Here is a 20,305-nt window from a genome sequence, read left to right on the forward strand (position 1 = left end):
CGATGGGCTCGGAGGCGATGGGCTCGGGAGCGTGATGACTGTGAGTCATATTGATGCCTCACAGTCATCACCGCCAAAAGCAATGCCGCCTCCACGGCCCGCGCAAAAGGTGGCGGCGGCGGGCCGCCACACCAGTGGCACGCAGCAGACGGCACCCAGCACGCAGCAGACGTCAAGCAGCGGCACGCAGCAGGTGCCCCCAGCACCCAGCAGAGACGGCCCCCAGCACCCGGCACGCAGCAGACGGCCCCCAGCACCCGGCACGCAGCAGGCGGCCTCCAGCACCCGGCACGCAGCAGGCGGCCTCCAGCACCCAGCAGAGACGGCACGCAGCAGACGCATCCGGCACCCTCGCGCCCGTGCACGGTGTTCCGCGCACTCAGGTGTTCGGGAGGGTCCAGCCGCCGGGCGGGCGGGGGGACAGCTCCCGCCAGGTGTCCGGGCCGTCGAGCAGCGCCCGGACGGTGTCCTCGGCCTCGTCCGCACTGCCGTACTCGTAGAAACGGGAGATGCCCTCGGCGCCGCCGGCCCGCTGCTCGACGTGCCAGCGGTCGGCGTCCACCCGCAGGAAGACGTCCCGCCGGGCCAGCCGCCCCCACTTCCCGTTCCACCAGTGCTTTCGCTGCTCCATGGCGGGACTCTATCGAACACACGTACGAGAAGATGCGGCCCCTGCGGGAATCCCGCAGGGGCCGATGTGCATCCGTTCGGGTCAGCGCTGCGTCGGCGGCTCCGGGCGGCGGCCCAGCACGTCGTCCAGCGCCCCACGCTGCTGGCCGGGGGTGGTGTGGCCGGCGGAGACCAGGGCGTCCCGGATCTCGGTGAGCAGCTTGACCTCCTCGCTCGGCGCCGAGGGCGGCGGCTCCTCGCCCCGCTTGCGCCGCTCGGCCAGCCGGTTCATCGGGTAGACGACCAGGAAGTAGAGCGCCAGCGCGGTCAGCAGGAAGGTGATCACCGCATTGACGAAGGCGATCCAGTCGAACGGGATGCCACGGAAGCTGGGTGCCGTGCCGGCCAAACCCTTGTCGCTGCCGGTGATGAGCAGCACGAAGACCCGGATCAGCGGGTCGAGGAACGACTTGGTCAGCTGGGTGACCACGCCCGTGAACGCGGCGCCGATGACGACACCGACCGCCAGGTCGACGACGTTGCCGCGCATGATGAAGTCTTTGAAGCCCTTGAGCATTCGTACTCCCGAGGTGTCCGCTTTTCTGTCGGGCACAACCTATGCCCGTTCGGCGGGTTCCAGAAAAGCGCCGGCTTCGAGCGCCGCCCGGCCGGGATCGCCAGCCCGGATCGCCTCGACCAGCCGGGTGTGGTCGACGTAGCGCTCGGGCGTGAGTTCCTCGCCCATGGCCTGGGCGACAGTGCTGCGCAGGGCGGTGCCTACCGAGGCGTACAGCTCGGCGAGCATGGCGTTGTGCGCGGCGGCGACCACCGCCGTGTGCAGTGCCGCGTCGGCCTCGACGAACGCGTCGACCCGGCCGCCGTGCCAGGCGGCCTCGCGCTGGGCGAGCGCGCCGTCGAGCGCCGCCAGGTCCTCCGGGGTACGCCGCAACGCGGCGAGCCGGGCGGCCTCCACCTCGAACGCGCGGCGCACCTCGATGACCTCGGTCATCCGGTCGTCGCCGAGTCGGCGGGCGACCACCGGGGCCAGTTCGTCGGTGGACACCACGTAGGTACCGGAGCCCTGCCGGCACTCCAGCACCCCGGCGTGCACCAGGGCGCGGACCGCCTCACGGACCGTGTTGCGCCCGACGCCCAGCGCGGCGACCAGTTGTGGCTCGGTGGGGATGCGCCCTCCGACGGGCCATTCGCCGCCGAGGATGCGGGCGCGGAGCTGCTCGGTGGTCTGCCGGACCCGGTGGCCGCGCGGTGGCACGGCGGGCTGGCCGCGGGGCGGTGCCGGCGGCGCGGAGGGGAATTCAACCGACGGTGGCACTGGTTACATCACCGGTCCCAAATTCATCCCATGATTGTAGGTTAAGGGTCATGACCCCGCCACCAACCGCCGCTCCGGCGCTGCCCGCCCCCGTCGCCATCGATAGTCGTCCGACGCGGGACCCCGGCACCGGCCGGCGGACGCACCCGGCGACCGGTGGCGCGCTGGTGCTGGCCGGGATGCTGCTGGTCGCGCTCAACCTGCGCGCCGTGGTGACGAGCCTCGGCGCACTGCTCGACGAGGTCCGCGACGGGCTGGGCCTCTCCGGCGTCACCGCCGGCCTCGTCACCACCCTGCCGACCATCGCGTTCGCCGGGCTCGGCGCGCTCACCCCGTGGCTGGTCCGCCGGGTGGCGCCGGCCCGGGTGCTGATGGTCGCCATGCTCGCCCTCGCCGTCGGCCAGGTGCTCCGGGTCGCCACCGACTCCGCCCTGATCTTCGTGCTCACCAGCGCGCTGGCGCTGTCCGGCATCGCGGTCGCCAACATCCTGCTGCCGATGCTGGTCAAGCAGCACTTCCCGCACCGCACCGGCCTGGTCACCGGCGCGTACACGATGGCGTTGACAGTGGGTACGACGGTGGCCGCCGCCTCCGCGGTGCCGATCGCGCACGCCTTCGGGTCGTGGCGGGCCGGGCTCGGCGTGTGGGCCGCGATGGCCGCGGTGGCCGTACTCCCGTGGGTGCCGCTGGCGCTGCGGGCCCGCGCCGCGGCGCGGCGGGTGACCCCGACGGCGGTCGTCGCCACGCCCACGCGGGTCCGGCCGGCGCGGACCCGGCTCGGTTGGGCGATGGCCGTCTACTTCGGGGCGCAGTCGCTCAGCGGGTACGCGATCATGGGCTGGCTGGCCCAACTGTTCCGTGACGCCGGCTACCAGCCGGAGTCGGCCGGGCTGCTGCTCGCCGGGGTGACCGCGCTCGGCGTGCCGATCGCGCTGCTGATGCCCACCCTGGCCGGTCGGCTCGGCAGCCTGCGGCCGCTGGTGCTCGGGCTGACCACCGCGTCGGCACTGGCCTACCTGGGCTTGGCGCTCGCACCGCACGGCGCCGCGCTGCTCTGGGTCGCCCTCCTGGCGATCGGGCAGGGCGCGTTCCCGATGATCCTGACCGCCATCGGCCTACGCGCCCGCACCGCCGAGGGCACCGTGGCGCTCTCCGCGTTCGCGCAGAGCACGGGGTACGTGATCGCCGCCCTGGGCCCGCTGATGGTCGGCATCCTCTACGAGGCCACCGGCGGCTGGACCGCGCCGATCGGGTTCCTGCTGGGTGCCCTCGCCGTGCAGACGACGGCGGGCATGGCGATCGCTCGTCCCCGTTACGTCGAGGACGAGTGACGCACGCCGACGGTCAGGTCAGGAGGAAGCCGGCGTCGGTTCGCCGGCGACTGCCTCATCCACCGTCGGGTAGGTGTGCAGCACCTCGACCAGCCCGCTCACCTCAAGGATGCGCAGCACGCCGCGCTGCGGGGCGGCCAGCCGGACCACGCCGCCGGCCTCGTCGCAGCTGTTCTTGGCGCGGACGAAGACCGACAGGCCGGTCGAGTCGCAGAACGAGACGTCCGCCAGGTCGAACACCAGCCGGTTGCGGCCCTTGTCGAGCAGGTCGGTGATCTGGTCCTGCAGCTGCGGTGCGGTGGCCATGTCCAGCTCGCCCGCGACCGCCACGACGACCACGTCGCCGCGTTGTTCCGTGTGCACCGTCAACGACATTCGCCAGACCTCCTGTTATCGGGGGAACGGTATCCCACGACCATCTCCGGAGGTAGAACGGGAGCCGTCCTCCGGTGGCCATCGTCATTCCGTTGCTACGGGGCAAGTAGTTGATCAGACCCCGGTGATAGAGTCCGCCCGGTCCAGGTCAAGGGGGTTCGAAATGGCGTTGAGCACCGAAGAAAGTGGTCGGCTCGCCGCGCTGCTCAGCGGGCAGGACGAACGGGTCACGACTCGGTGGACCGAGATCGTCACCAGTTCGTTGCGGGGCCGGCTGAGCCAGGCAGAGCTGCGCCGGCAGGTCCAGGATCTGCACGGCGCCATCGTCGCCACGAGCGAGCAGGGCACCATCGACCTGTCCGCCGAAAGCGCCGCCGAACTGCGCGCCGCGCTCTCCGAGCTGTCTCGTGGCCGGGCCCGGCAGGGCTTCTCCGCCACCGAGACCACGATCAGCGTCTTCGCGCTGAAGGACGTGCTGGCCGAACTGTTGCAGGAGGCCGGGGGTCCGAACGCGCTGTCGGACTACGTCGCCTTCTCCAGGCTCGTCGACGAGATGGGCCTGTTCACGTTCGAGAGCTTCGTCCGCACCCGGGAGAGCCTGATCGCCGACCAGGCCGAGCAGTTGCTCGAGCTCTCCACACCGGTGGTCAAGCTCTGGGAGGGCGTCGTCGCCGTGCCGCTGGTCGGCACCCTGGACTCGGCTCGGGCCCAGGTGGTCATGGAGCGCCTGCTGCAGACCCTCGTCGACACCGGCTCGCCGTACGCGATCATCGACATCACCGGCGTACCGGCGGTGGACACCCAGGTCGCCCAGCACATCCTGAAGACCGTGGTGGCCGCCCGACTGATGGGCGCCGACTGCATCATCTCGGGCATCCGCCCGCAGATCGCGCAGACCATCGTGGCGCTCGGCATCGAGTTCGGTGACATCGCCACCAAGGCGAGCCTCGCCGACGCGCTGCGCCACGTGCTGCGGCTCAACGGGGTGGAGACCGCCCGTCGCCAGCCGCGCCGGGGCTTCTGATGGAACGCGTACCGATCCTCAAGATCGGCGACATCCTGCTCGTCTCCATCCAGCTCGACATGTCCGACCAGACGGCGGTCCAGCTCCAGGAGGATCTGGCCGAGCGGATCGTGGACACCGGCTGCCACGGCGTCATCATCGACATCACCGCGCTGGACATCGTCGACTCCTTCGTGGGGCGAATGCTCTCCGCCATCGCGTCGATCTCCAAGGTGCTCGACGCCGAGACGGTGGTGGTCGGGATGCGTCCGGCCGTCGCCATCACCCTTGTCGAACTCGGGCTGTCGCTGAACGGCATCCGTACCGCGCTAAACGTCGAGCGCGGCATGGAACTGATCGCGGCTGCCCACGCCGACGAGCTCGACCACCAGCTCGACGACGATCCGGACGCCGAGACGGCCACGCCATGACCGCGGGCGTCGACCTGGGCCAGCCACAGGCGCAGTCGGTCCGCAGCGATGAGGACGTGGTGCGCGTCCGGCAGTTGGTCCGCGCCGTGGCGGTGGCCAGCAAGCTGTCCCTCGTCGACCAGACCAAGGTGGTCACCGCGGCGAGCGAGTTGGCCCGCAACACCCTGGTGTACGGCGGCGGCGGTTCGGTCGAGGTGACGATCGTGGACAACGGTCGACGCAAGGGCGTGCAGATCGTGTTCGCCGACTCCGGGCCGGGTATCGCCGACCTCGATCTGGCGATGACCGACGGCTACACCAGCGGCGGCGGCCTCGGCCTCGGGCTCAGTGGGTCGCGACGCCTGGTCGACGAGTTCCAGATCGAGACGTCAGCGGAGACCGGTACGCGGATCACCGTCACCAAGTGGTCCAGGTGAACGCCGACGCGGTCACCGACAGTGGCATCTGGTTCCGAGTGGAGTCCAGCAGCGCCGCGAGTGCCGTCCGGCGTGCCGCCGAACGGCTCGGCGCGCAGGTGGAGATGAGCGGGGCGCGCATCGCCGACCTGGCCATCGTTGCCGCCGAGCTGACCAGCAACCTGGTCAAGCACGCCGACGACGGTGTCCTGCTGCTCCGACCGGTACGCCGGGACGGGCTGGCCGGCGTGGAGCTGGTGGCGATCGACTCCGGGCCCGGCATGGCCGACCTGACCGTCTCGTCCCAGGACGGGCACTCCACCACCGGCACACTCGGTATCGGTCTGGGTGCCATCGTCCGGCAGGCCAGCTGGTTCGACGGATACTCGCTGCCCGGCCGGGGCACAGTCCTCGCCGTGCAGGTCTGGCCTGCCGAGGCACGGCCGTCCCCGTCCTGGGCGGGCGCTCTCACCCGACCGCTGACCGGCGAGACGGTGAGCGGCGACGGGTACGCCGTCCGGGTCGCCGACGGGCGGCACCAGGTGCTGGTCAGCGACGGATTGGGGCACGGCCCGCTGGCCGGGGCCGCCACCGATGCGGCGCTCGCCGCGTTCCGCAACGCCCCGGCCGGCCCACCGGCGACGGTGGTCGGTCACCTGCACCGCGGCATGTCGCACACCCGTGGTGCCGCACTCGCGGTCGCCGAGTTGGCACCCGAGGCCGGGGTGCTGCACTACGCGGGCCTGGGCAACATCTCCGGGGTGGTCGTCGATGCTGACGACAAGCGTCGCGGGCTGGTCTCGCTGCCCGGCATCGCCGGGCACCAGCGGCCGACGATCCGGGAGTACGCGTACCCGTTCGGTCCGGGCGCCAGGCTGGTGATGCACAGCGACGGGGTGGCCGACCGGTGGCGGTTGGCCGACTACCCGGGCCTGACGGAGAAGTCACCACTGGTGATGGCGGCGACGCTGCTGCGTGACGTGGGTGTGCGGCGCGACGACGCCTGCGTACTTGTCGCAAGGTCCTTGGTATGACCGACGAACCTTCGGCCCAGCCGCTGCTGCAGATGGCACTGCGGGTCGAACAGGACATCTTCGTGATCCGCCAGCGGGGGCGCGAGGTGGCCGCGGTGGTCGGCCTCGAACACCAGGACCAGGTGCGGATCGCCACAGCGCTCAGCGAGGTCGCCCGGGACCTGCTGCGGACGGCCGGGGGAGCGGACGTCTCCTTCCACGTCGACGCGGGCGCCGACGGCCGGTTCCACCTGCGCGCCGACCTGGCCCCGGTGTCCCCGCTGCCGGACGACCGCTACCAACCGCAGTCCGGCGCGGTGTCCCGACTGGTCGACACACTGAGCGTGTCGACCGTCGAGGGGGTTACGGTCGTACGGATGTCCCGACGAGTCCCGGCCAACGCGCCGATGCCGACCCCGGAGCGGCTCGCCGAGTTCCGTACCGAACTCGGCCGCACCGCGCCGAGCAGTGCGCTGGACGAGTTGACGGTGCAGAACGGCCAACTCATCTCCGCACTGGACGAGGTGCGCAGTCAGCGCGACGAGTTGGCCGTGCTGAACGAGGAGCTGGCCGAAACCAACCGCGGCGTGCTGGCGCTCTACAACCAGCTCACCGAGGAGTTGGAGGAGACCAACCGGGGCGTCGTCGCCCTCTACGCCGAGCTGGACGAGAAGTCGGCCCAGCTCCGCGCGGCGAGTGAGTCGAAGAGCCGGTTCCTGGCCAACGTGAGCCACGAACTGCGCGCGCCGGTCACCGCGATCATCGGCCTGGGGCGGCTGCTCACCGACTCCGCTTCCGACCCGCTCACCGACGAGCAGGGCCGCCAGGTCGATCTGATCCGCTCATCGGCGGCGGACCTGCTCAACCTGGTCAACGAACTCCTCGACCTGGCCAAGGCGGAGTCCGGTCGGATCGAGCCGGACGTGACCGAGGTCGACCTGCGGCCGCTCTTCGGTCAACTACGCGGCACCCTGCGCGCGCTGGCCACCCGCCCGGAGGTGGAGCTCGTCGTGGAGGAGCTCACCGGGCCAGCCCTGCTGCGCACCGACGAGGTGCTGCTCGGTCAGGTGCTGCGCAACCTGCTGCACAACGGGTTGAAGTTCACCGAGCGCGGCGAGGTGCGGCTGCGGGCCAGCCAACACGGCGACCGTTGGCAGTTCGAGGTCAGCGACACCGGGCCGGGCATCGCCCCGGAGCTGCACGACCGGATCTTCGAGGAGTTCTACCAGATCCCCGGCGCCACCCGGGTCGGCGGCACCGGCCTCGGTCTGCCGTACGCCCGGCGGTTGGTGACGCTGCTCGGCGGGTCACTGGAGCTGACCAGCGCGCAGGGCGAAGGCAGCACGTTCACCGTCTCCCTACCCACAGGCGGGGCGTGACGGCGTGGACGGCATGCCGACAACCATCCTGGTGGTCGACGACAGTCGTACCAAGCGTTACCTGCTGGTCAGCTGGCTGACCCGGGCCGGGTTCACGGTGCTGGAGGCCGAGAACGGCGCCGAGGCGTTGGCTCGGGTCGAGGTGGACCGGATTGACCTGGTGGTCCTCGACGTCCGGCTGCCCGACCTGAGTGGCTACGAGGTCTGCGAACAGATCAAGATGCGGCACCCGGCGATGCCGGTGATCCACGTGTCGGCGCACGCCGTGGACGTGGCCGACCGCGCCCAGGGGCTGACCCGGGGCGCTGACGCGTACCTGACCGAGCCGATCGAGCCCGAGGAGCTGATCGCCACCACCCGGGCGGTGCTGCGCTACTACCAGGCGCGGCAGCGCGCCGAACTGCTCGCCGAGCGGCTGCTCGGGTTGGCCGACACGACGGTCGCGGTGCACGCCGCGCCGACCTTCGCGCGTCTGCTGGAGGCCGCCGCCGAGGGCGCCGCCCAGATCTTCAGAAGCCCGGCGGCGGTGGTCGCCGAAACCTTCGACGGTGACTGCCTCGCGGGCGTCTGCGCCGGTCCCGGCACGGCGGCCAGCGTGGTGCCGTGGGTCGTCGACGACACCGGGGTACCCACCGGCGCCACGGTGCGGGTGGAGGCCCCGGAGAGCTGGGCGCTTGTCGACTGGCCGGCGGACGACACAGTGACAGTCGCCGCCGCCCGACTGCGCGAGGACCGGGCCCCGCTGTACGTGGTGGTTCCGACCGCCACCCAGACCGCGCAGACCCCGGTGCTCAAGCAACTGGCCCAGGCGGTGGCGGCGGCCGTCGAGGGGCAGCGCTCGTTCGACGAGGAGCACCGGATCGCTGTCACGCTCCAACGCAGCCTGCTCCCGCGAGGGCTGCCCACGGTGGCCGGCCTGGACCTCGCGGTGCGCTACGAGCCGGCCAGCGCGCAGACCGAGGTGGGCGGCGACTTCTACGAGCTGGTGATGCTCGACGGTCACCTGCTGCTCGCGATCGGGGACGTCGCCGGCCACTCGCTGCACGCGGCGACAGTGATGGCCGAGCTGCGGCACGCGGTGCGGGCGTACGCGGTCGAGGGCCACCAGCCCGGCGAGATCCTGCACCGCGTCAACGAGCTGATGCGGACGCTGCTGCCGAACGAGATCGCCACGCTCTGTGTCCTGCTGCTGCACCCACCGACCGGACGGGTCCGGCTGGCCAGCGCCGGGCACCTTCCGCCGCTGCTGATCATGGACGGCAAGGTCGAGTTCGTGCAGCACGCCGCGCCGCTGCTCGGCGTCCGCGCCCCGCGCCCGGCCGACCTGGAGTTCGTGGTGCCGGCCGGAGCCACGCTGGTCTTCTACACCGACGGGCTGATCGAGCGACGGGACGCCACCATCGACGAAGGGCTGGCCGCGCTGGCCGCGAGCGCAGCGACCGTCGACGGTGACCTCGACCACTTCTGCGCCCGGCTGCTGGCGGAGTTGGCCCCACCGGAGATCCAGGACGACGTCGCCGTGGTCGTCCTGCGGCGTCGCTGATCTGCGGCTTTCTCAGCTCTGGCAGCTTCCCGGCTTTCTCAGCGCACCGAGCGGGCGTACGCGGCGGGGGACACCCCGGCCACGGCGGTGAAGTCACGGACCAGGTGGGCCTGGTCGCTGTAGCCGAGGTCGGCGGCGAGATCGGCCCAGCTCAGCGGGCCACCGGTGGCCTGTTCGACCGCCTCCTGGAGCCGGTAGCGGCGGATTACCCACTTCGGCCCGACCCCCACGTACTCGATGAACAGCCGCTGCAACCGGCGGACCGGAACGTCGTGCCGCGCGGCGAAGTCGTCGACGCGCAGCACAGTGCGGTCGGTACGGATCGCCTCGGCCAGTCGGACGGCCTCCTCGGCCAGCGGGTCCGGCTCGGGCTGCCAGGCGGTGAGGAGGGTGTCCAGCGCCCGGCAGCGCTCGTCGTCGCTGGCCGCCGAGGTGGGGGATGCGCCCGCGCCCACCGGGACGTCCGGGTGGTCCAACCGGCCGAAGGGCAGCGGCTCCCTACGGCCGGTCAGTTCGCTGACCGACCGCCGCCAGAACGGGTGGAAGCCGCCGGGGCGGAACTGCACCCCGGACACCCGGCCGGTGCCGTTGAGCGTGATCCGGAACAGGTCGCGGCCCACCCCGGCCACCTCGCCGGACTCGGGCCCGTCGTCGTCCCGTCGGAACACCACGTTCACCGCCGGGTGCGGCACGACCCGTTGCTCGAACGGCGCGCTCAACGCCCAGTCGATCAACCAGTAGTGCTCGACCCACTGGCGCAGCGACTCCGCCGGCAGGTGTCGGCGGAAGCGCATCTCGCGCAGCAGGCGTCCGGGGTCGAGAATTCCCCGGCTGTCGCCACGCGGTCGCTGTCGCATTTGTTCAAGACCACCCTCATACGCTGGCCCTATGTCCACTCAGACTAGCGAGCTGCTGGCGGCCGCCGCGCCGCGAACCGTCGACGTCGTACGGGGTGTCTCCGACGATCAACTGGACCTGCCCACCCCGTGCAGCGACTATCTGGTCCGTGATCTGCTCAACCACCTCTTCCAGGTGGTGGTCAACTTTCAGGACCTGGCCGAGAAGCGACAGGTGGAGTGGGCCGAGAAGCCCGATCACCTGGGTGACGGCTGGCGGGACCGCTTCGAGGCGGAGACCGGCCGGTTGGTGGCCGCCTGGTCGGATCCGTCCACCCTGGAGGGCGTGTCGCCGGGCATGGGCATGCCGCAATCCGTCATCGGCGGCATGGCCCTGCTGGACCTGACAGTGCACGGTTGGGATCTCGCGGTCGCCACCGGCCAGCCGTACCAGCCAGCCCCGGAGGCGGTGGCCGAGCTGCACGCGCTGGTGGAGCGGTTGGGCCCCACCGCCCGCAAGATGGGCGTCTTCGCCGACCCACCCGCCACCCCAACCCCCGACCCACCCCCCGACCTGGCACCCAACCTGGCCCACCTCCTGACCCAGACCGGCCGCACCCCCACCTGGCCCCAAACCCCCTAACCCCCTAACCCCCCCCGGGGGGTACGCCCTTCTCTCGTTGATCATGAAGTTATTGCCCTCGATCTCGGCGTGTCGGCGCAATAACTTCATGATCAACGGGGTGGGGGTGGGGGTGGGTGGGTTGTTGACTTGGGTATTCGCTGGGTGAATAGTGGGCGGGGTGTCTACGCCGCATGTTCTGCTCGGGTTGCTCGCTGGGGGCAGCCGGCACGGGTATGAACTGAAGCGTGCGCACGACGAGCGGCTGCCGCGCGCTCGGCCGTTGGCCTTCGGGCAGGTCTACGCCACTCTCGGCCGCCTCGAACGGGACGGGCTGGTGGCTGCCGCCGGCCAGGACCGCGTGGCCGGACCGGATCGCACGGCGTACGAGCTGACCGACCAGGGGCGGGACGCGCTGGACCAGTGGTTGTCCACTGTGGAAGCACCAATGCCGTACGTGGCCAGCACGCTCTTCGCCAAGGTAGTGGTCGCGCTGCTGGTCGCCGATGTCGATCGGGCCCGGTCGTACCTGATCGCCCAGCGGGCAGCGCACACCGCACGGCTGCGTGAGTTGACCGCGGTCAAGGGCGAACCGGCCGCCACCCTCAGCGACGTGGTCGCGGCCGATTTCGCGATAGCCCACCTCGACGCGGATCTGCGGTGGCTGCACGCCACCCTGCTCCGGGTCGCCGACTGGCACCGGGAGGTGCATCCGTGACGCAACTCCAGGCTCGCGGCGTGGTTCGGGCGTACGGCCCGACGCCCGCACTGCGCGGCGTGACGCTCGACCTGGCCGAGGGCGAGATCGTCGCCGTCACCGGGCCGAGTGGCTGCGGCAAGTCGACACTGCTGCACTGCCTGGCCGGGATTCTCCGGCCGGACGCCGGCGAGGTCACCTGGCGTGGGCACCGCATCGACACCTGGTCGGAGGCGGCCCGGTCCCGGCTGCGGCGCACCGAGTTCGGGGTGCTGTTCCAGTTCGGTCAGCTGGTGGCCGAGTTGACCGCCGCCGAGAACGTCGCCCTGCCCCTGCTCCTCGCCGGCACGGGGCGGCGAGAGGCACGGACGGCGGCGCTCACCTGGCTGGAACGGTTCGGGGTGGCCGAGGTGGCCGACGTCCGGCCAGGTGAGATGTCCGGGGGTCAGCAGCAACGCTGCGCCACGGCGCGGGCGCTGGTGACCGAGCCTCGGGTGCTCTTCGCCGACGAGCCGACCGGCGCACTGGACACGCTCACCGGCGAGCAGGTCCTCACCCAACTGGTCCGGCTCGCCCGCGAGCAGCGCACCGCGGTCGTGCTGGTCACCCACGAGCCGCGGATCGCCGCGTACGCGGATCGGGAGATCGTGCTGCGTGACGGCCTGGTGGACCACACCGGCCTGGGGCTCGACGTGCCGCTGGCCGGCGGCGCCCGGTGAGGCCGACGACGCTGCTCCGCCTCGCGCTCGCCGGCACCCGCACCGACACCGCCCGGGTGGTGCTCACCGCGCTCAGCGCCCTGCTGGCCACCCTCGCCGGGCTCGCGGCGCTCACCGTGCTGGCCATCGAGAAACCCGCCGGTGATGCCTGGGAGCAGTCCGAGCAGTACCGCAACGCGCTGCTGCGGGAGCCCGGGTTGCGCGGCGGTACGGCGTTCGCGCTGCTGATGCTGATGGTCCCGGTGCTGGCGCTGGCCGGTCAGTGCGCGCGGCTCGGCGCGCCGGCCCGGGACCGCCGGTTGGCCGCGCTGCGGTTGGCCGGTGCCACTCCGGGCCAGGTCACCAGACTGGTGGTGTTGGAGACCGGCGTGGCCGCGCTGCTCGGCACGCTCGTCGGGCTGGGTGTCTACCTGGTCGGCCGCGACCTGCTGCACCGCCCGGACGCGCAAGGTCGACTGGCCCTGCCCACCGACGTGCTGCCGTCGACCGGCGCGCTGGCCGGCGTGGTGCTCGGTCTGCCGGTCGTGGCGGCGCTGGCCACCGCCCTGATGCTGCGTACGGTCACCACCAGCCCGCTCGGGCTGAGTCGTAAGGCCGCCCGCGAGCGCGGGCCGGGCCCGTGGGCCGGGCTCCTGATCGGGTTCGGCGTGGTCTCGTTCGCGCTGATCCGGCCGGTGGTCAACAGGGTCGCCGACGTGCAGATGGCGGACCGGCTGGTGCCACTGCTGTTCGTGGTGGGCGCGCTCGCGGCGATGATCGGTGTGGTGATGGGCACCGGCTGGCTGTCGTACCACTGCGGGCGGTTGTTACGTCGGCACGCCCGCAGGCCGGCTGCCCTGCTCGCGGCGGGCCGGCTGATGGCCGATCCGTGGGCGGGCAGCCGCACGTTCGCGGCGCTGCTCGCCGCCCTGATCTTCGGCGCGGGTGCGGCAGCCCAGCGCGCCTACTTCGCCACCAAGGACCAGATCGAGCGGGAGCAGAGCCGACTCGCCGGGGCGGACGGTGGCGCCAACCCCTTCTACCTGTCGACGATGGATCTCGTCGACGGCGCGATCGCCGTGGCCATCCTGATCGCGACGGGCGGGCTGATCGTCGCGCTGGTCGAGGGGATCGTCGCCCGACGCCGCGCCTACGCCGCGTTGGTCGCCACCGGGGTGCCCCGCGCCACGCTGGGCCGTTCGGTGGCCTGGCAGGCGTTGGTGCCGGCCGTGCCGGCGATCCTGCTCGCGCTCACCGTTGGCACGCTGCTCGGCCGAGGGCTCGTCGCGGACGTGTCGGAGGGCGGCGGGTCGACGTTGATCTGCGATGCCCCGGCCGCGCTCTGCGACGACCCTGCCACCCGGGACCAGTACTCCCGGATCGTGTACTACCCCGCGGTGCAGCGAGCCGTTCCCGTACCTCTGGAGCACCTGGCGTGGCTCGGCGCCGGCGCCCTGGCGGCGGTGCTGGTGACGGTCGGTGTCGGCCTGCTCTTCCTGCGCGCCAGCACCGCGTTGGACGAGCTGCGGACGACCTGATCCGAACCGCCCCCGCCGGCCGGCCTGACCCAGCCCTCCGGTCAGGCGGCGAGCAGGCCGGAGGAGAGTGCGATCAAGGCGCCGACCACTGCCGAACAACAGCAGACCAGCAGCCCGGCGACCACCGCGAGGATCAGCCAGACCCGGCGGTCCCGCGCCAGCGCCGCCACGCTCGGTCGGCGGACGTTCTCGGCCGCTCCGCCGTCACTATCCGTAGCCCCGGTCACCCCGGAAGTCTAGGCCGCGACATCCGCCACGACCCGGAAAGGCCGGGCCGCGGCTGCGCGACCCGGCCATGATCGCGCCCGATCGTCGGAGTGGGTGGTCTCCCCGAGCTGCCGAGGGGACCACTCCCACCACCGAACGCGATCATGCCGACCCGTCGGGTCAGGCGTGGCCGATGCGGTCCAGGATCCAGGCGTTGATGAACGCCTCCTCGCGCCACGAGTCGTAGCGACCGCTCGGGCCGCCGTGCCCGGCACCCATCTCGGTCTTCAGCAGGTAGTCGCCGCCCGGGGCGACCGCTCGCAGCCGGGCGATCCACTTCGCCGGCTCGGAGTAGAGCACCCGGGTGTCGTTGAGGCTGGTCACCGCGAGGATCGCGGGATAGTCAACAGCGGCCACGTTCTCGTACGGGGTGTAGGACTTCATGTACGCGTACACCTCGGGGTCGTCGAGGGGGTTGCCCCACTCCTCCCACTCGGTGACGGTCAGCGGCAGCGACGGGTCGAGGATCGACGTGAGCGCGTCCACGAACGGCACCTGCGCCACGATCCCGGCGAACGCGTCCGGCGCGAGGTTGGCCACCGCGCCCATCAGCAGGCCACCAGCCGATGCGCCCCGGGCGACAAGCCGGTCGCTGGCCGTCCAGCCGGCCTTGACGAGGTGCTGTGCGCACGCCACGAAGTCGGTGAAGGTGTTCTTCTTGGCCAGCAGCTTGCCCTGGTCGTACCACCGTCGGCCCAGTTCACCGCCGCCCCGGGTGTGCGCCACCGCGAAGACCACGCCCCGGTCCAACAGGGACAGCCGGGCCACCGAGAACCACGGGTCCATGCTGGCCTCGTAGGAGCCGTAGCCGTACAGCTCGCAGGGCGCCGAGCCGTCCCGGGGGGTGCCGACGCGGCAGACCAGTGAGATCGGCACCCGGGTGCCGTCGTCGGCGAGCGCCCAGTCACGGTGCTGCTCGTACTCGGCCGGGTCGTACGGTCGCCCGTCCGGACCGGGCAGCACCGGCTTCTGCTTGAGCAGCACCATCTGCCGGGTGACCAGGTCGTAGTCGTACACCGAGTCGGGGGTGATCAGCGAGGAGTAGCGCAGCCGGACCTGGCCGGTGCGGTACTCCGGGTTGGCGTCCAACCCGACGCTGTAGAGCGGCTCGGGGAAGTCGATGTCGTACCCGTCGTCACTGCCCACCGGCAGCACCCGCAGCCCAGTGAGCCCGTCGGTGCGCAGCGACACCACCAGGTGATTGGCGAAGGCGTCGACGGCCTCCAGTCGGGTGCCGGGGGTGTGTTCGATCAGCGGCACCCAGTCGCCCGGTACGTCCGCCGAGGTGAACGCCAGCGCGAAGTCCTCCGCGCCGTCGTTGTGCAGGATCAGGAAACGGTGGCCGTGGTGCTCCACCGTGTATTCGACGCCCTGTCGGCGGGGGGCGATCACAGCCGGCGCGCCGGTCGGGTTGCCGGCGGGGATCACCAGCACCTCGCTGGTCACCTTGCTGTGCACGTCGATGAGGATGAACTTCTCCGACCGGGTCAGCTCCACCCCCACCCAGAACCGCTCGTCGTCCTCCTGGTGGACCACCACGTCGTCGGCGGCGGCGGAGCCGATGGTGTGCCGCCAGACCCGGTTCGGTCGCCAGGCGTCGTCCACAGTCACGTAGAACAGCACCGAGGCGTCCGACGACCAGGCGGTGCCGTAGAACGTGTCAGGAACCTCGTCCGGCAGCAGCTCGCCGGTGGTCAGGTCCTTCACCCGCAGGGTGAACCGCTCGTCACCGGAGAAGTCGGTGGAGTAGGCCAGCCAGCGACCGTCCGGGCTGACGTCGAACGCGCCGAGCGAGAAGAAGTCGTGCCCCTCGGCCAGCAGGTTGCCGTCGAGCAGCACCTCCTCGCCGTCGAGCGGGGCGCCGTCCGCGCTGACCGGCGGGTCGGTCTCACCGTCGCGGACCGCCCGGCGACACTGCACTCCGTACTGTTGTCCCTCGACCGTCCGGGTGTAGTACCAGTGCCCGCCCTTGCGGGTCGGCACTGACAGGTCGGTCTCCTGGGTGCGTCGGCGAGTCTCCTCGAACAGGTCGGCCCGCAGGTCGGCCAGGTGTGCGGTGCGCGCGTCGGTGTACTCGTTCTCGGCGGTCAGGTAGGCGATCGTCTCCGGGTCGTCCTTGGCGGCGAGCCAGGCGTACTCGTCAACGACGGTGTCGCCGTGGTGGGTGCGCTCGCTGGGCACCCGCTTCGCCGCGGGCGGGGCAGTCTCGGTGGTCACGGCGGCCACGTTACCGGCCGGCAGCCGCAGCGCGCCGGACCAGCGGCATCCCGATACTCGCCTCCACGGCTTTCGAACACATGTACGATGGCCGGCATGGCGGCAGCAGCGAGTTCCCTAGGCCGGTCCGGAGCCCTCGAGATCACCCGGCGGTTGGCGGCGATCTGCGGTCCACCGTTCTCCCGGCTGGCCGGGCCCGCCGACGAGGTGGCGGGGCGACCGGCGCGCTGGGTCGCCGTCCCGGGCGGCCCGCACGCCGCCGCCGAGGTGCTGCGGCTGGCCGCCGTGCACGATCTGACTGTGGTGCCCCGAGGCGCGGGCACGAAGATCGACTGGGGCGCCGCCCCCGTTCAGGTCGACATCCTGCTCGACACCGGTCGGCTGGCCGGCATCGGTCACGAGCCGGTCGACTCGCTCGTGGCCGACGTGGGTGCCGGCACTCCACTGCGGGCGGTGCAGGCCACCCTGGAGCGCACCGGGCAGCGGCTCGCCATGGATGCACCCTCACCCGGCGCGACACTGGGCGGTGTGCTCGCCGCCGGCGAGGCCGGCCCGCTGCGCCACCGCCACGGCAGCCCCTGCGACCAACTGCTCGGTGTGCGTTACCTCGCCGCCGACGGCGAGCTGATCAGCGTCGGCGGCGGCGCGCCCGGGCTCGACCTGGCCCGCCTGCTCTGCGGCTCCCAGGGCGCTCTCGGCGTGCTGGTGTCGGCGAGCCTGCGGGTGCAGCCGGTGCCGGCGAGCAGGCTCTGGGTGTCCCGCCCGGTGTGGACGCCGTTGGAGGTGCACGACCTGGTCCGGACGATCCTCGCCGCTCGGCTGGAGCCGTCGGCCATCGAGCTGGACCTGCCCGGAGGCACCCCCCGCCCCCGCACGTCGTACCCGCCCGGTCACCCGGCCGCCACCGCCCGGGAACGCCACCCGTCGATGTCTGGCCGGGCCGGCGCCCCGTCCCGGGCCGGCAGCCTGGTGGTGCTGCTGGAGGGCGGTCCCGCCGACGTCAATGAGCGCGCCGAGCGGCTGGTCGGGCTGCTGCACGGGGAGGCGACGATCGCCCACTCCGCGCCGACGTGGTGGCGCCGCTACCCGTTCGCCCCCGGCGACACGGCGCTGCGGCTGGAAGTGCCGATCGGCGACCTGCACGCCGCCGTCTACGCGCTGCGCGACGCGGCCGGAGCGCCGGTGCCGGTGCGCGGCTCCGCCGGGCTGGGCGTGGTGCACGCGGCACTGCCCGGGGCGCTGGCAGCCGACCGGGTGGCGTCCATCCTGGCCGCCGTCAGAGGGGTGCTGTTGGCCCGGCAGGGTCGCTGCGTGGTGGTCTCCGCTCCGGCGGCGGTCCGCCAGGCGGTCGACCTCTGGGGCGAGTTGGCCGGCCTGGCCCAGTTGCGGGCCGCGAAGCGGCACCTGGATCCGGAGCACCGGCTCGCGCCCGGCCGACTCCCCGGGGGCCTGTGAGGCCGGGCCGGCAGAGGGTCAGTCCAGCCACCACCGGTGCATGTCCAGCAGCGGCGGGGTGAGACGGGCCACCATTACCAACAGGCCGCCCACCGCACCGGCCAGCAGCAGTGACCGGGTCACCCGGGGCAGGACCGCGCGCTCCCGGGCGACCACCGCCCCCGCGACGATCGCCAACGGCAGCCCGAGCACCGCACCCGTCAGGTAGAGCACCGCCACCACGGGGTGGAGCACACCGAAGAAGGCGATGTCCTTCGGGTCGTACGCGCCGGTCAGCATCTCGGCCGGGCCGATGCCGGCGCTCGTCATCCGTCCGACGTAGAGCAGCAGCACGGCGAGGAACCCGCCGATGGTCGCGAACTGCGCGGCGATCAGGGCCCGGACCGCCGGCCGAGAGTACGACGTGACCTGCGCAACGCTCGTCATGGCCGTCAATCTACCCAGCGGGCCGACGTCCGGGGGCCCGTGCGGCGGTCAGGTCGCGTCGTTGCGGAGCACCAGGACGGCGATGTCGTCCCGGGGCGGCTCGACCGAGAAGTTGATCGCCGCGGCGCGCAGCCGGGCGGCCACCACGTCGGCCGAATATCCGGCCAGGGGCGCGGCGGCGTCCCGCAGCCGGTCGGTGCCGAACAGCTCCCGGCCGCGCCTCCGCTCGGTGACGCCATCGGTGTAGAAGATCAGGGAGTCGCCCGGCGCGAGCGTGATCTCCGCCGTCGGCGAGGTGATCGTGTCGAGCAGGCCGAGCGCGGTGCCGCCGGTGCCGACGAACTCGGCGCCGCCCGCTGCGGCAAGCAGCACCGGCCGGTCGTGCCCTGCCAGGTGCAGCGAGACGTCCAACTGGTCACCCTCGCCCGGCCCGACCGCTGCCAGCGCCAGCGTGCAGTAGCGACCGCCACCGCGCTCGACAAGTGTCTCGTTGAGCCGCGCCAGCGCCTCCGGTAACGGTTTGCCGTCGCCGACCAGCACCCGGATCACGTCCCGGACCAGCCCGGTCACCGCGGCGGCCTGGACACCCTTGCCCGAGACGTCACCGATCACCACCAGCCAGCGCCCGTCGGGCAGCGGCACCACGTCGTAGAAGTCGCCACCCACCTCGGCGTCGTCGCCGGTCGGGACGTACTCGGCGGCGAAACCGATCCCGTCCACCAACGGCAGCACCGGCGGCAGCAGAGACTGCTGGAGCGTCTGCGCCACCCGACGGCGTTCCGCGTGGATCCGGGCGTTCTCGATGGCCAGCGCGGCCCGCCGGGCCACGTCCTCCAACACGGCCACCTCGTCCGGGTCGTGCCGGTGCCGCTGGTGCCGCCCCACCGCCAGGGTCCCGAGCCGCTGCCCGCGCGCGATCAGCGGAACGGCGAAACCCTCCATCGGCCCGCCCAGGGGAATCTGCGCCGCGCTGCGGGACGCCTCGCGCAGGCGGGCCTGAATCGAGTCCGGACCGGTCTCGGCCAGCACCTTGTGCAGTTGCGGAAGCATCGACTCGTCGGCGTGGCTGGCCGCCGCCAGCCGGAGCCGACCCCACTCGTCGGTGGTGTGCACCGCGCACCACTGACCGAGTCGCGGCACCACCAACTGCGGCACCAGCGCCATGGTCAGGTCGACGTCGAGCGACTGGGCCAGCAGCTCGCTCGCCTCGGCCAGGAAGGTCAGCCACACCTGCCGGCGGACGTCGGCCCGGCGCAGCCGGTCGTTCTCCAGGTGCAACGACAGCCGCTCGGCGGTGAGCACCGCCAACGGTTGGGCGTACGCCGACGGCGCGGCGTCCAACTCCAACTCCCCGGCGTACGGGCGCTGCACAGTCAGTGGCACCCGGAGCAGTTCGCTGCCGGGGCGGGGTGGCCGACCGAAGCGGGCCAGCACCTGGCTGCCCTGCCCGTCGCCCCGGTCCAGGCGGATCGTGCCGCCGGCTGCGCCGACCATCTCGGCGACCCGGCTGAGCAGGCTGGTGGCGAAGTCGGGCAACGGGTCGTCCCCGTACAGGTCGGGGGCGGTCTGCATGAGTTCGCTCATCGCGCTGGCGCTCGGCGCGGACCCGTCGGTGCCCGTCCGGGGGCCGGCGTTGGCCGGCGTCGATTCGCTGATGGTTCCGCTGGTGGGCAGGTCGGTGCCGGGGCGGTCCAGCCGGAACCAGACGCCCTTGCCGGTGGGCAGGTACGTGGTGCCCCAGCGGCTGGCGAAGTGGTCGACGAGCAACAGGCCCCGGCCGCGCACGGAGACCTCGTTGATCTCGGCGGAGTCGTTGCGGTCGCCGACGGTCAGCTCGTCGCCGGAACCGGGGGCGAAGTCGGAGACCGTGACGGTCAGCCCGATCTCGTCCGCGACGACCTCGATGTCCAGTTCGGTGCGGGCGTGCTCGACGGCGTTGGTGGTCAGCTCGGTGGTGAGCAGCAGCGCTTCGTTGGCCAGCTCGTCCAGGTGTGACTCGGTCAACACCGAGCGGACCACGGCGCGGGCGGCGGCCGGTGTGCGCCGGTCGGCGGGCAGCCGGACGCGCCGGACGGCCCCGTCCTGGGCCCCGGCCGTCGCGGGCCCAACCTCGCCTGACACCCCCGTATCCTCCACC

At 72.2% G+C, this 20,305-nt stretch carries 21 protein-coding genes; 12 read left to right on the forward strand and 9 right to left on the reverse strand.

Annotation, left to right across the window (positions count from 1 at the left end):
- Positions 1-379: 379 nt before the first annotated feature.
- The 3 genes from AB0B68_RS02980 to AB0B68_RS02990 form a co-directional block, all read right to left on the reverse strand.
- Positions 380-631, reverse strand: coding sequence for a hypothetical protein (locus AB0B68_RS02980; RefSeq protein ID WP_030332357.1), 252 nt, complete (start codon positions 629-631; stop codon positions 380-382).
- Positions 632-712: 81 nt separating this feature from the next.
- Positions 713-1,186 carry a large conductance mechanosensitive channel protein MscL gene (gene mscL, locus AB0B68_RS02985; protein ID WP_355004779.1) on the reverse strand — a complete coding sequence of 158 codons (474 nt, stop codon included), beginning with the start codon at positions 1,184-1,186 and terminating at the stop codon, positions 713-715.
- Positions 1,187-1,225: 39 nt separating this feature from the next.
- Complete coding sequence (locus AB0B68_RS02990) at positions 1,226-1,882, reverse strand: FadR/GntR family transcriptional regulator (RefSeq protein WP_357257602.1); 657 nt, start codon at positions 1,880-1,882, stop codon at positions 1,226-1,228.
- 110 nt (positions 1,883-1,992) lie between these two features.
- Between AB0B68_RS02990 and AB0B68_RS02995 the strand changes: the two genes are divergently transcribed.
- Entirely contained in the window at positions 1,993-3,273 is a 1,281-nt protein-coding gene (locus tag AB0B68_RS02995; RefSeq protein ID WP_357257605.1) for an MFS transporter, read from the forward strand.
- Positions 3,274-3,291: 18 nt separating this feature from the next.
- On the opposite strand, the gene AB0B68_RS03000 is transcribed toward AB0B68_RS02995, so the two are convergent.
- The gene (locus tag AB0B68_RS03000) at positions 3,292-3,648 is read right to left on the reverse strand and encodes an STAS domain-containing protein (RefSeq protein ID WP_030332365.1); all 357 of its coding nucleotides are present in this window, start codon (positions 3,646-3,648) and stop codon (positions 3,292-3,294) included.
- A gap of 163 nt (positions 3,649-3,811) precedes the next feature.
- Here AB0B68_RS03000 and AB0B68_RS03005 point away from each other — a divergent pair, with 163 nt between their 5' ends.
- Genes AB0B68_RS03005 through AB0B68_RS03030 form a run of 6 tightly spaced genes read left to right on the forward strand, consistent with a single transcriptional unit; the run spans position 3,812 to position 9,412 of the window.
- Positions 3,812-4,672 carry an STAS domain-containing protein gene (locus AB0B68_RS03005; RefSeq protein WP_357201041.1) on the forward strand — a complete coding sequence of 287 codons (861 nt, stop codon included), beginning with the start codon at positions 3,812-3,814 and terminating at the stop codon, positions 4,670-4,672.
- Entirely contained in the window at positions 4,672-5,082 is a 411-nt protein-coding gene (locus AB0B68_RS03010) for an STAS domain-containing protein (protein ID WP_355004782.1), read from the forward strand. The genes AB0B68_RS03005 and AB0B68_RS03010 overlap by 1 nt, the downstream gene beginning before the upstream one ends.
- On the forward strand, positions 5,079-5,498 hold the full coding sequence (locus AB0B68_RS03015) for an anti-sigma regulatory factor (RefSeq protein ID WP_357201045.1): 420 nt from the start codon (positions 5,079-5,081) through the stop codon (positions 5,496-5,498). Before AB0B68_RS03010 ends, AB0B68_RS03015 begins: the two co-directional genes overlap by 4 nt.
- Positions 5,495-6,511: a SpoIIE family protein phosphatase gene (locus AB0B68_RS03020; RefSeq protein WP_357201058.1), complete on the forward strand. Its 1,017-nt coding sequence runs from the start codon at positions 5,495-5,497 to the stop codon at positions 6,509-6,511. The genes AB0B68_RS03015 and AB0B68_RS03020 overlap by 4 nt, the downstream gene beginning before the upstream one ends.
- Positions 6,508-7,869, forward strand: a complete 1,362-nt coding sequence (locus AB0B68_RS03025) for a sensor histidine kinase (protein WP_357201048.1) — start codon at positions 6,508-6,510, stop codon at positions 7,867-7,869. Before AB0B68_RS03020 ends, AB0B68_RS03025 begins: the two co-directional genes overlap by 4 nt.
- A gap of 13 nt (positions 7,870-7,882) precedes the next feature.
- Positions 7,883-9,412 (forward strand): SpoIIE family protein phosphatase, encoded by a 1,530-nt coding sequence (locus AB0B68_RS03030; RefSeq protein WP_357257607.1) that lies wholly within the window; start codon positions 7,883-7,885, stop codon positions 9,410-9,412.
- A 38-nt stretch (positions 9,413-9,450) separates the two neighbouring features.
- On the opposite strand, the gene AB0B68_RS03035 is transcribed toward AB0B68_RS03030, so the two are convergent.
- Entirely contained in the window at positions 9,451-10,269 is an 819-nt protein-coding gene (locus tag AB0B68_RS03035; RefSeq protein ID WP_357257609.1) for an AraC family transcriptional regulator, read from the reverse strand.
- 31 nt (positions 10,270-10,300) lie between these two features.
- Here AB0B68_RS03035 and AB0B68_RS03040 point away from each other — a divergent pair, with 31 nt between their 5' ends.
- From AB0B68_RS03040 to AB0B68_RS03055, 4 genes are all read left to right on the forward strand, one after another.
- Positions 10,301-10,891 carry a TIGR03086 family metal-binding protein gene (locus AB0B68_RS03040; protein WP_357257612.1) on the forward strand — a complete coding sequence of 197 codons (591 nt, stop codon included), beginning with the start codon at positions 10,301-10,303 and terminating at the stop codon, positions 10,889-10,891.
- 160 nt (positions 10,892-11,051) lie between these two features.
- Positions 11,052-11,588, forward strand: coding sequence for a PadR family transcriptional regulator (locus AB0B68_RS03045; RefSeq protein WP_357197860.1), 537 nt, complete (start codon positions 11,052-11,054; stop codon positions 11,586-11,588).
- Entirely contained in the window at positions 11,585-12,286 is a 702-nt protein-coding gene (locus AB0B68_RS03050) for an ABC transporter ATP-binding protein (RefSeq protein WP_355004789.1), read from the forward strand. The genes AB0B68_RS03045 and AB0B68_RS03050 overlap by 4 nt, the downstream gene beginning before the upstream one ends.
- Positions 12,283-13,803: an FtsX-like permease family protein gene (locus AB0B68_RS03055; RefSeq protein WP_357257614.1), complete on the forward strand. Its 1,521-nt coding sequence runs from the start codon at positions 12,283-12,285 to the stop codon at positions 13,801-13,803. The genes AB0B68_RS03050 and AB0B68_RS03055 overlap by 4 nt, the downstream gene beginning before the upstream one ends.
- A 41-nt stretch (positions 13,804-13,844) precedes the next feature.
- Here AB0B68_RS03055 and AB0B68_RS03060 read toward each other — a convergent pair whose 3' ends face one another.
- Complete coding sequence (locus AB0B68_RS03060; protein WP_357257617.1) at positions 13,845-14,030, reverse strand: hypothetical protein; 186 nt, start codon at positions 14,028-14,030, stop codon at positions 13,845-13,847.
- Between the two features lie 160 nt (positions 14,031-14,190).
- Entirely contained in the window at positions 14,191-16,287 is a 2,097-nt protein-coding gene (locus tag AB0B68_RS03065; protein WP_357197868.1) for a S9 family peptidase, read from the reverse strand.
- A gap of 96 nt (positions 16,288-16,383) precedes the next feature.
- On the opposite strand from AB0B68_RS03065, the gene AB0B68_RS03070 reads away from it, so the two are divergent.
- Complete coding sequence (locus tag AB0B68_RS03070) at positions 16,384-17,742, forward strand: FAD-binding oxidoreductase (protein WP_355004793.1); 1,359 nt, start codon at positions 16,384-16,386, stop codon at positions 17,740-17,742.
- An 18-nt stretch (positions 17,743-17,760) separates the two neighbouring features.
- Here the strand turns inward: AB0B68_RS03070 and AB0B68_RS03075 are convergent, their stop codons facing one another.
- Positions 17,761-18,168 (reverse strand): hypothetical protein, encoded by a 408-nt coding sequence (locus AB0B68_RS03075; protein WP_357257619.1) that lies wholly within the window; start codon positions 18,166-18,168, stop codon positions 17,761-17,763.
- 48 nt (positions 18,169-18,216) lie between these two features.
- A complete protein-coding gene (locus AB0B68_RS03080; RefSeq protein WP_357197874.1) occupies positions 18,217-20,289 on the reverse strand; it encodes a SpoIIE family protein phosphatase in 2,073 nt (690 codons plus the stop codon).
- Between the last annotated feature and the right edge of the window lie 16 nt (positions 20,290-20,305).

Origin of the sequence: Micromonospora sp. NPDC049049 (assembly GCF_040649115.1) — a bacterium.
GTDB lineage: Bacteria > Actinomycetota > Actinomycetes > Mycobacteriales > Micromonosporaceae > Micromonospora.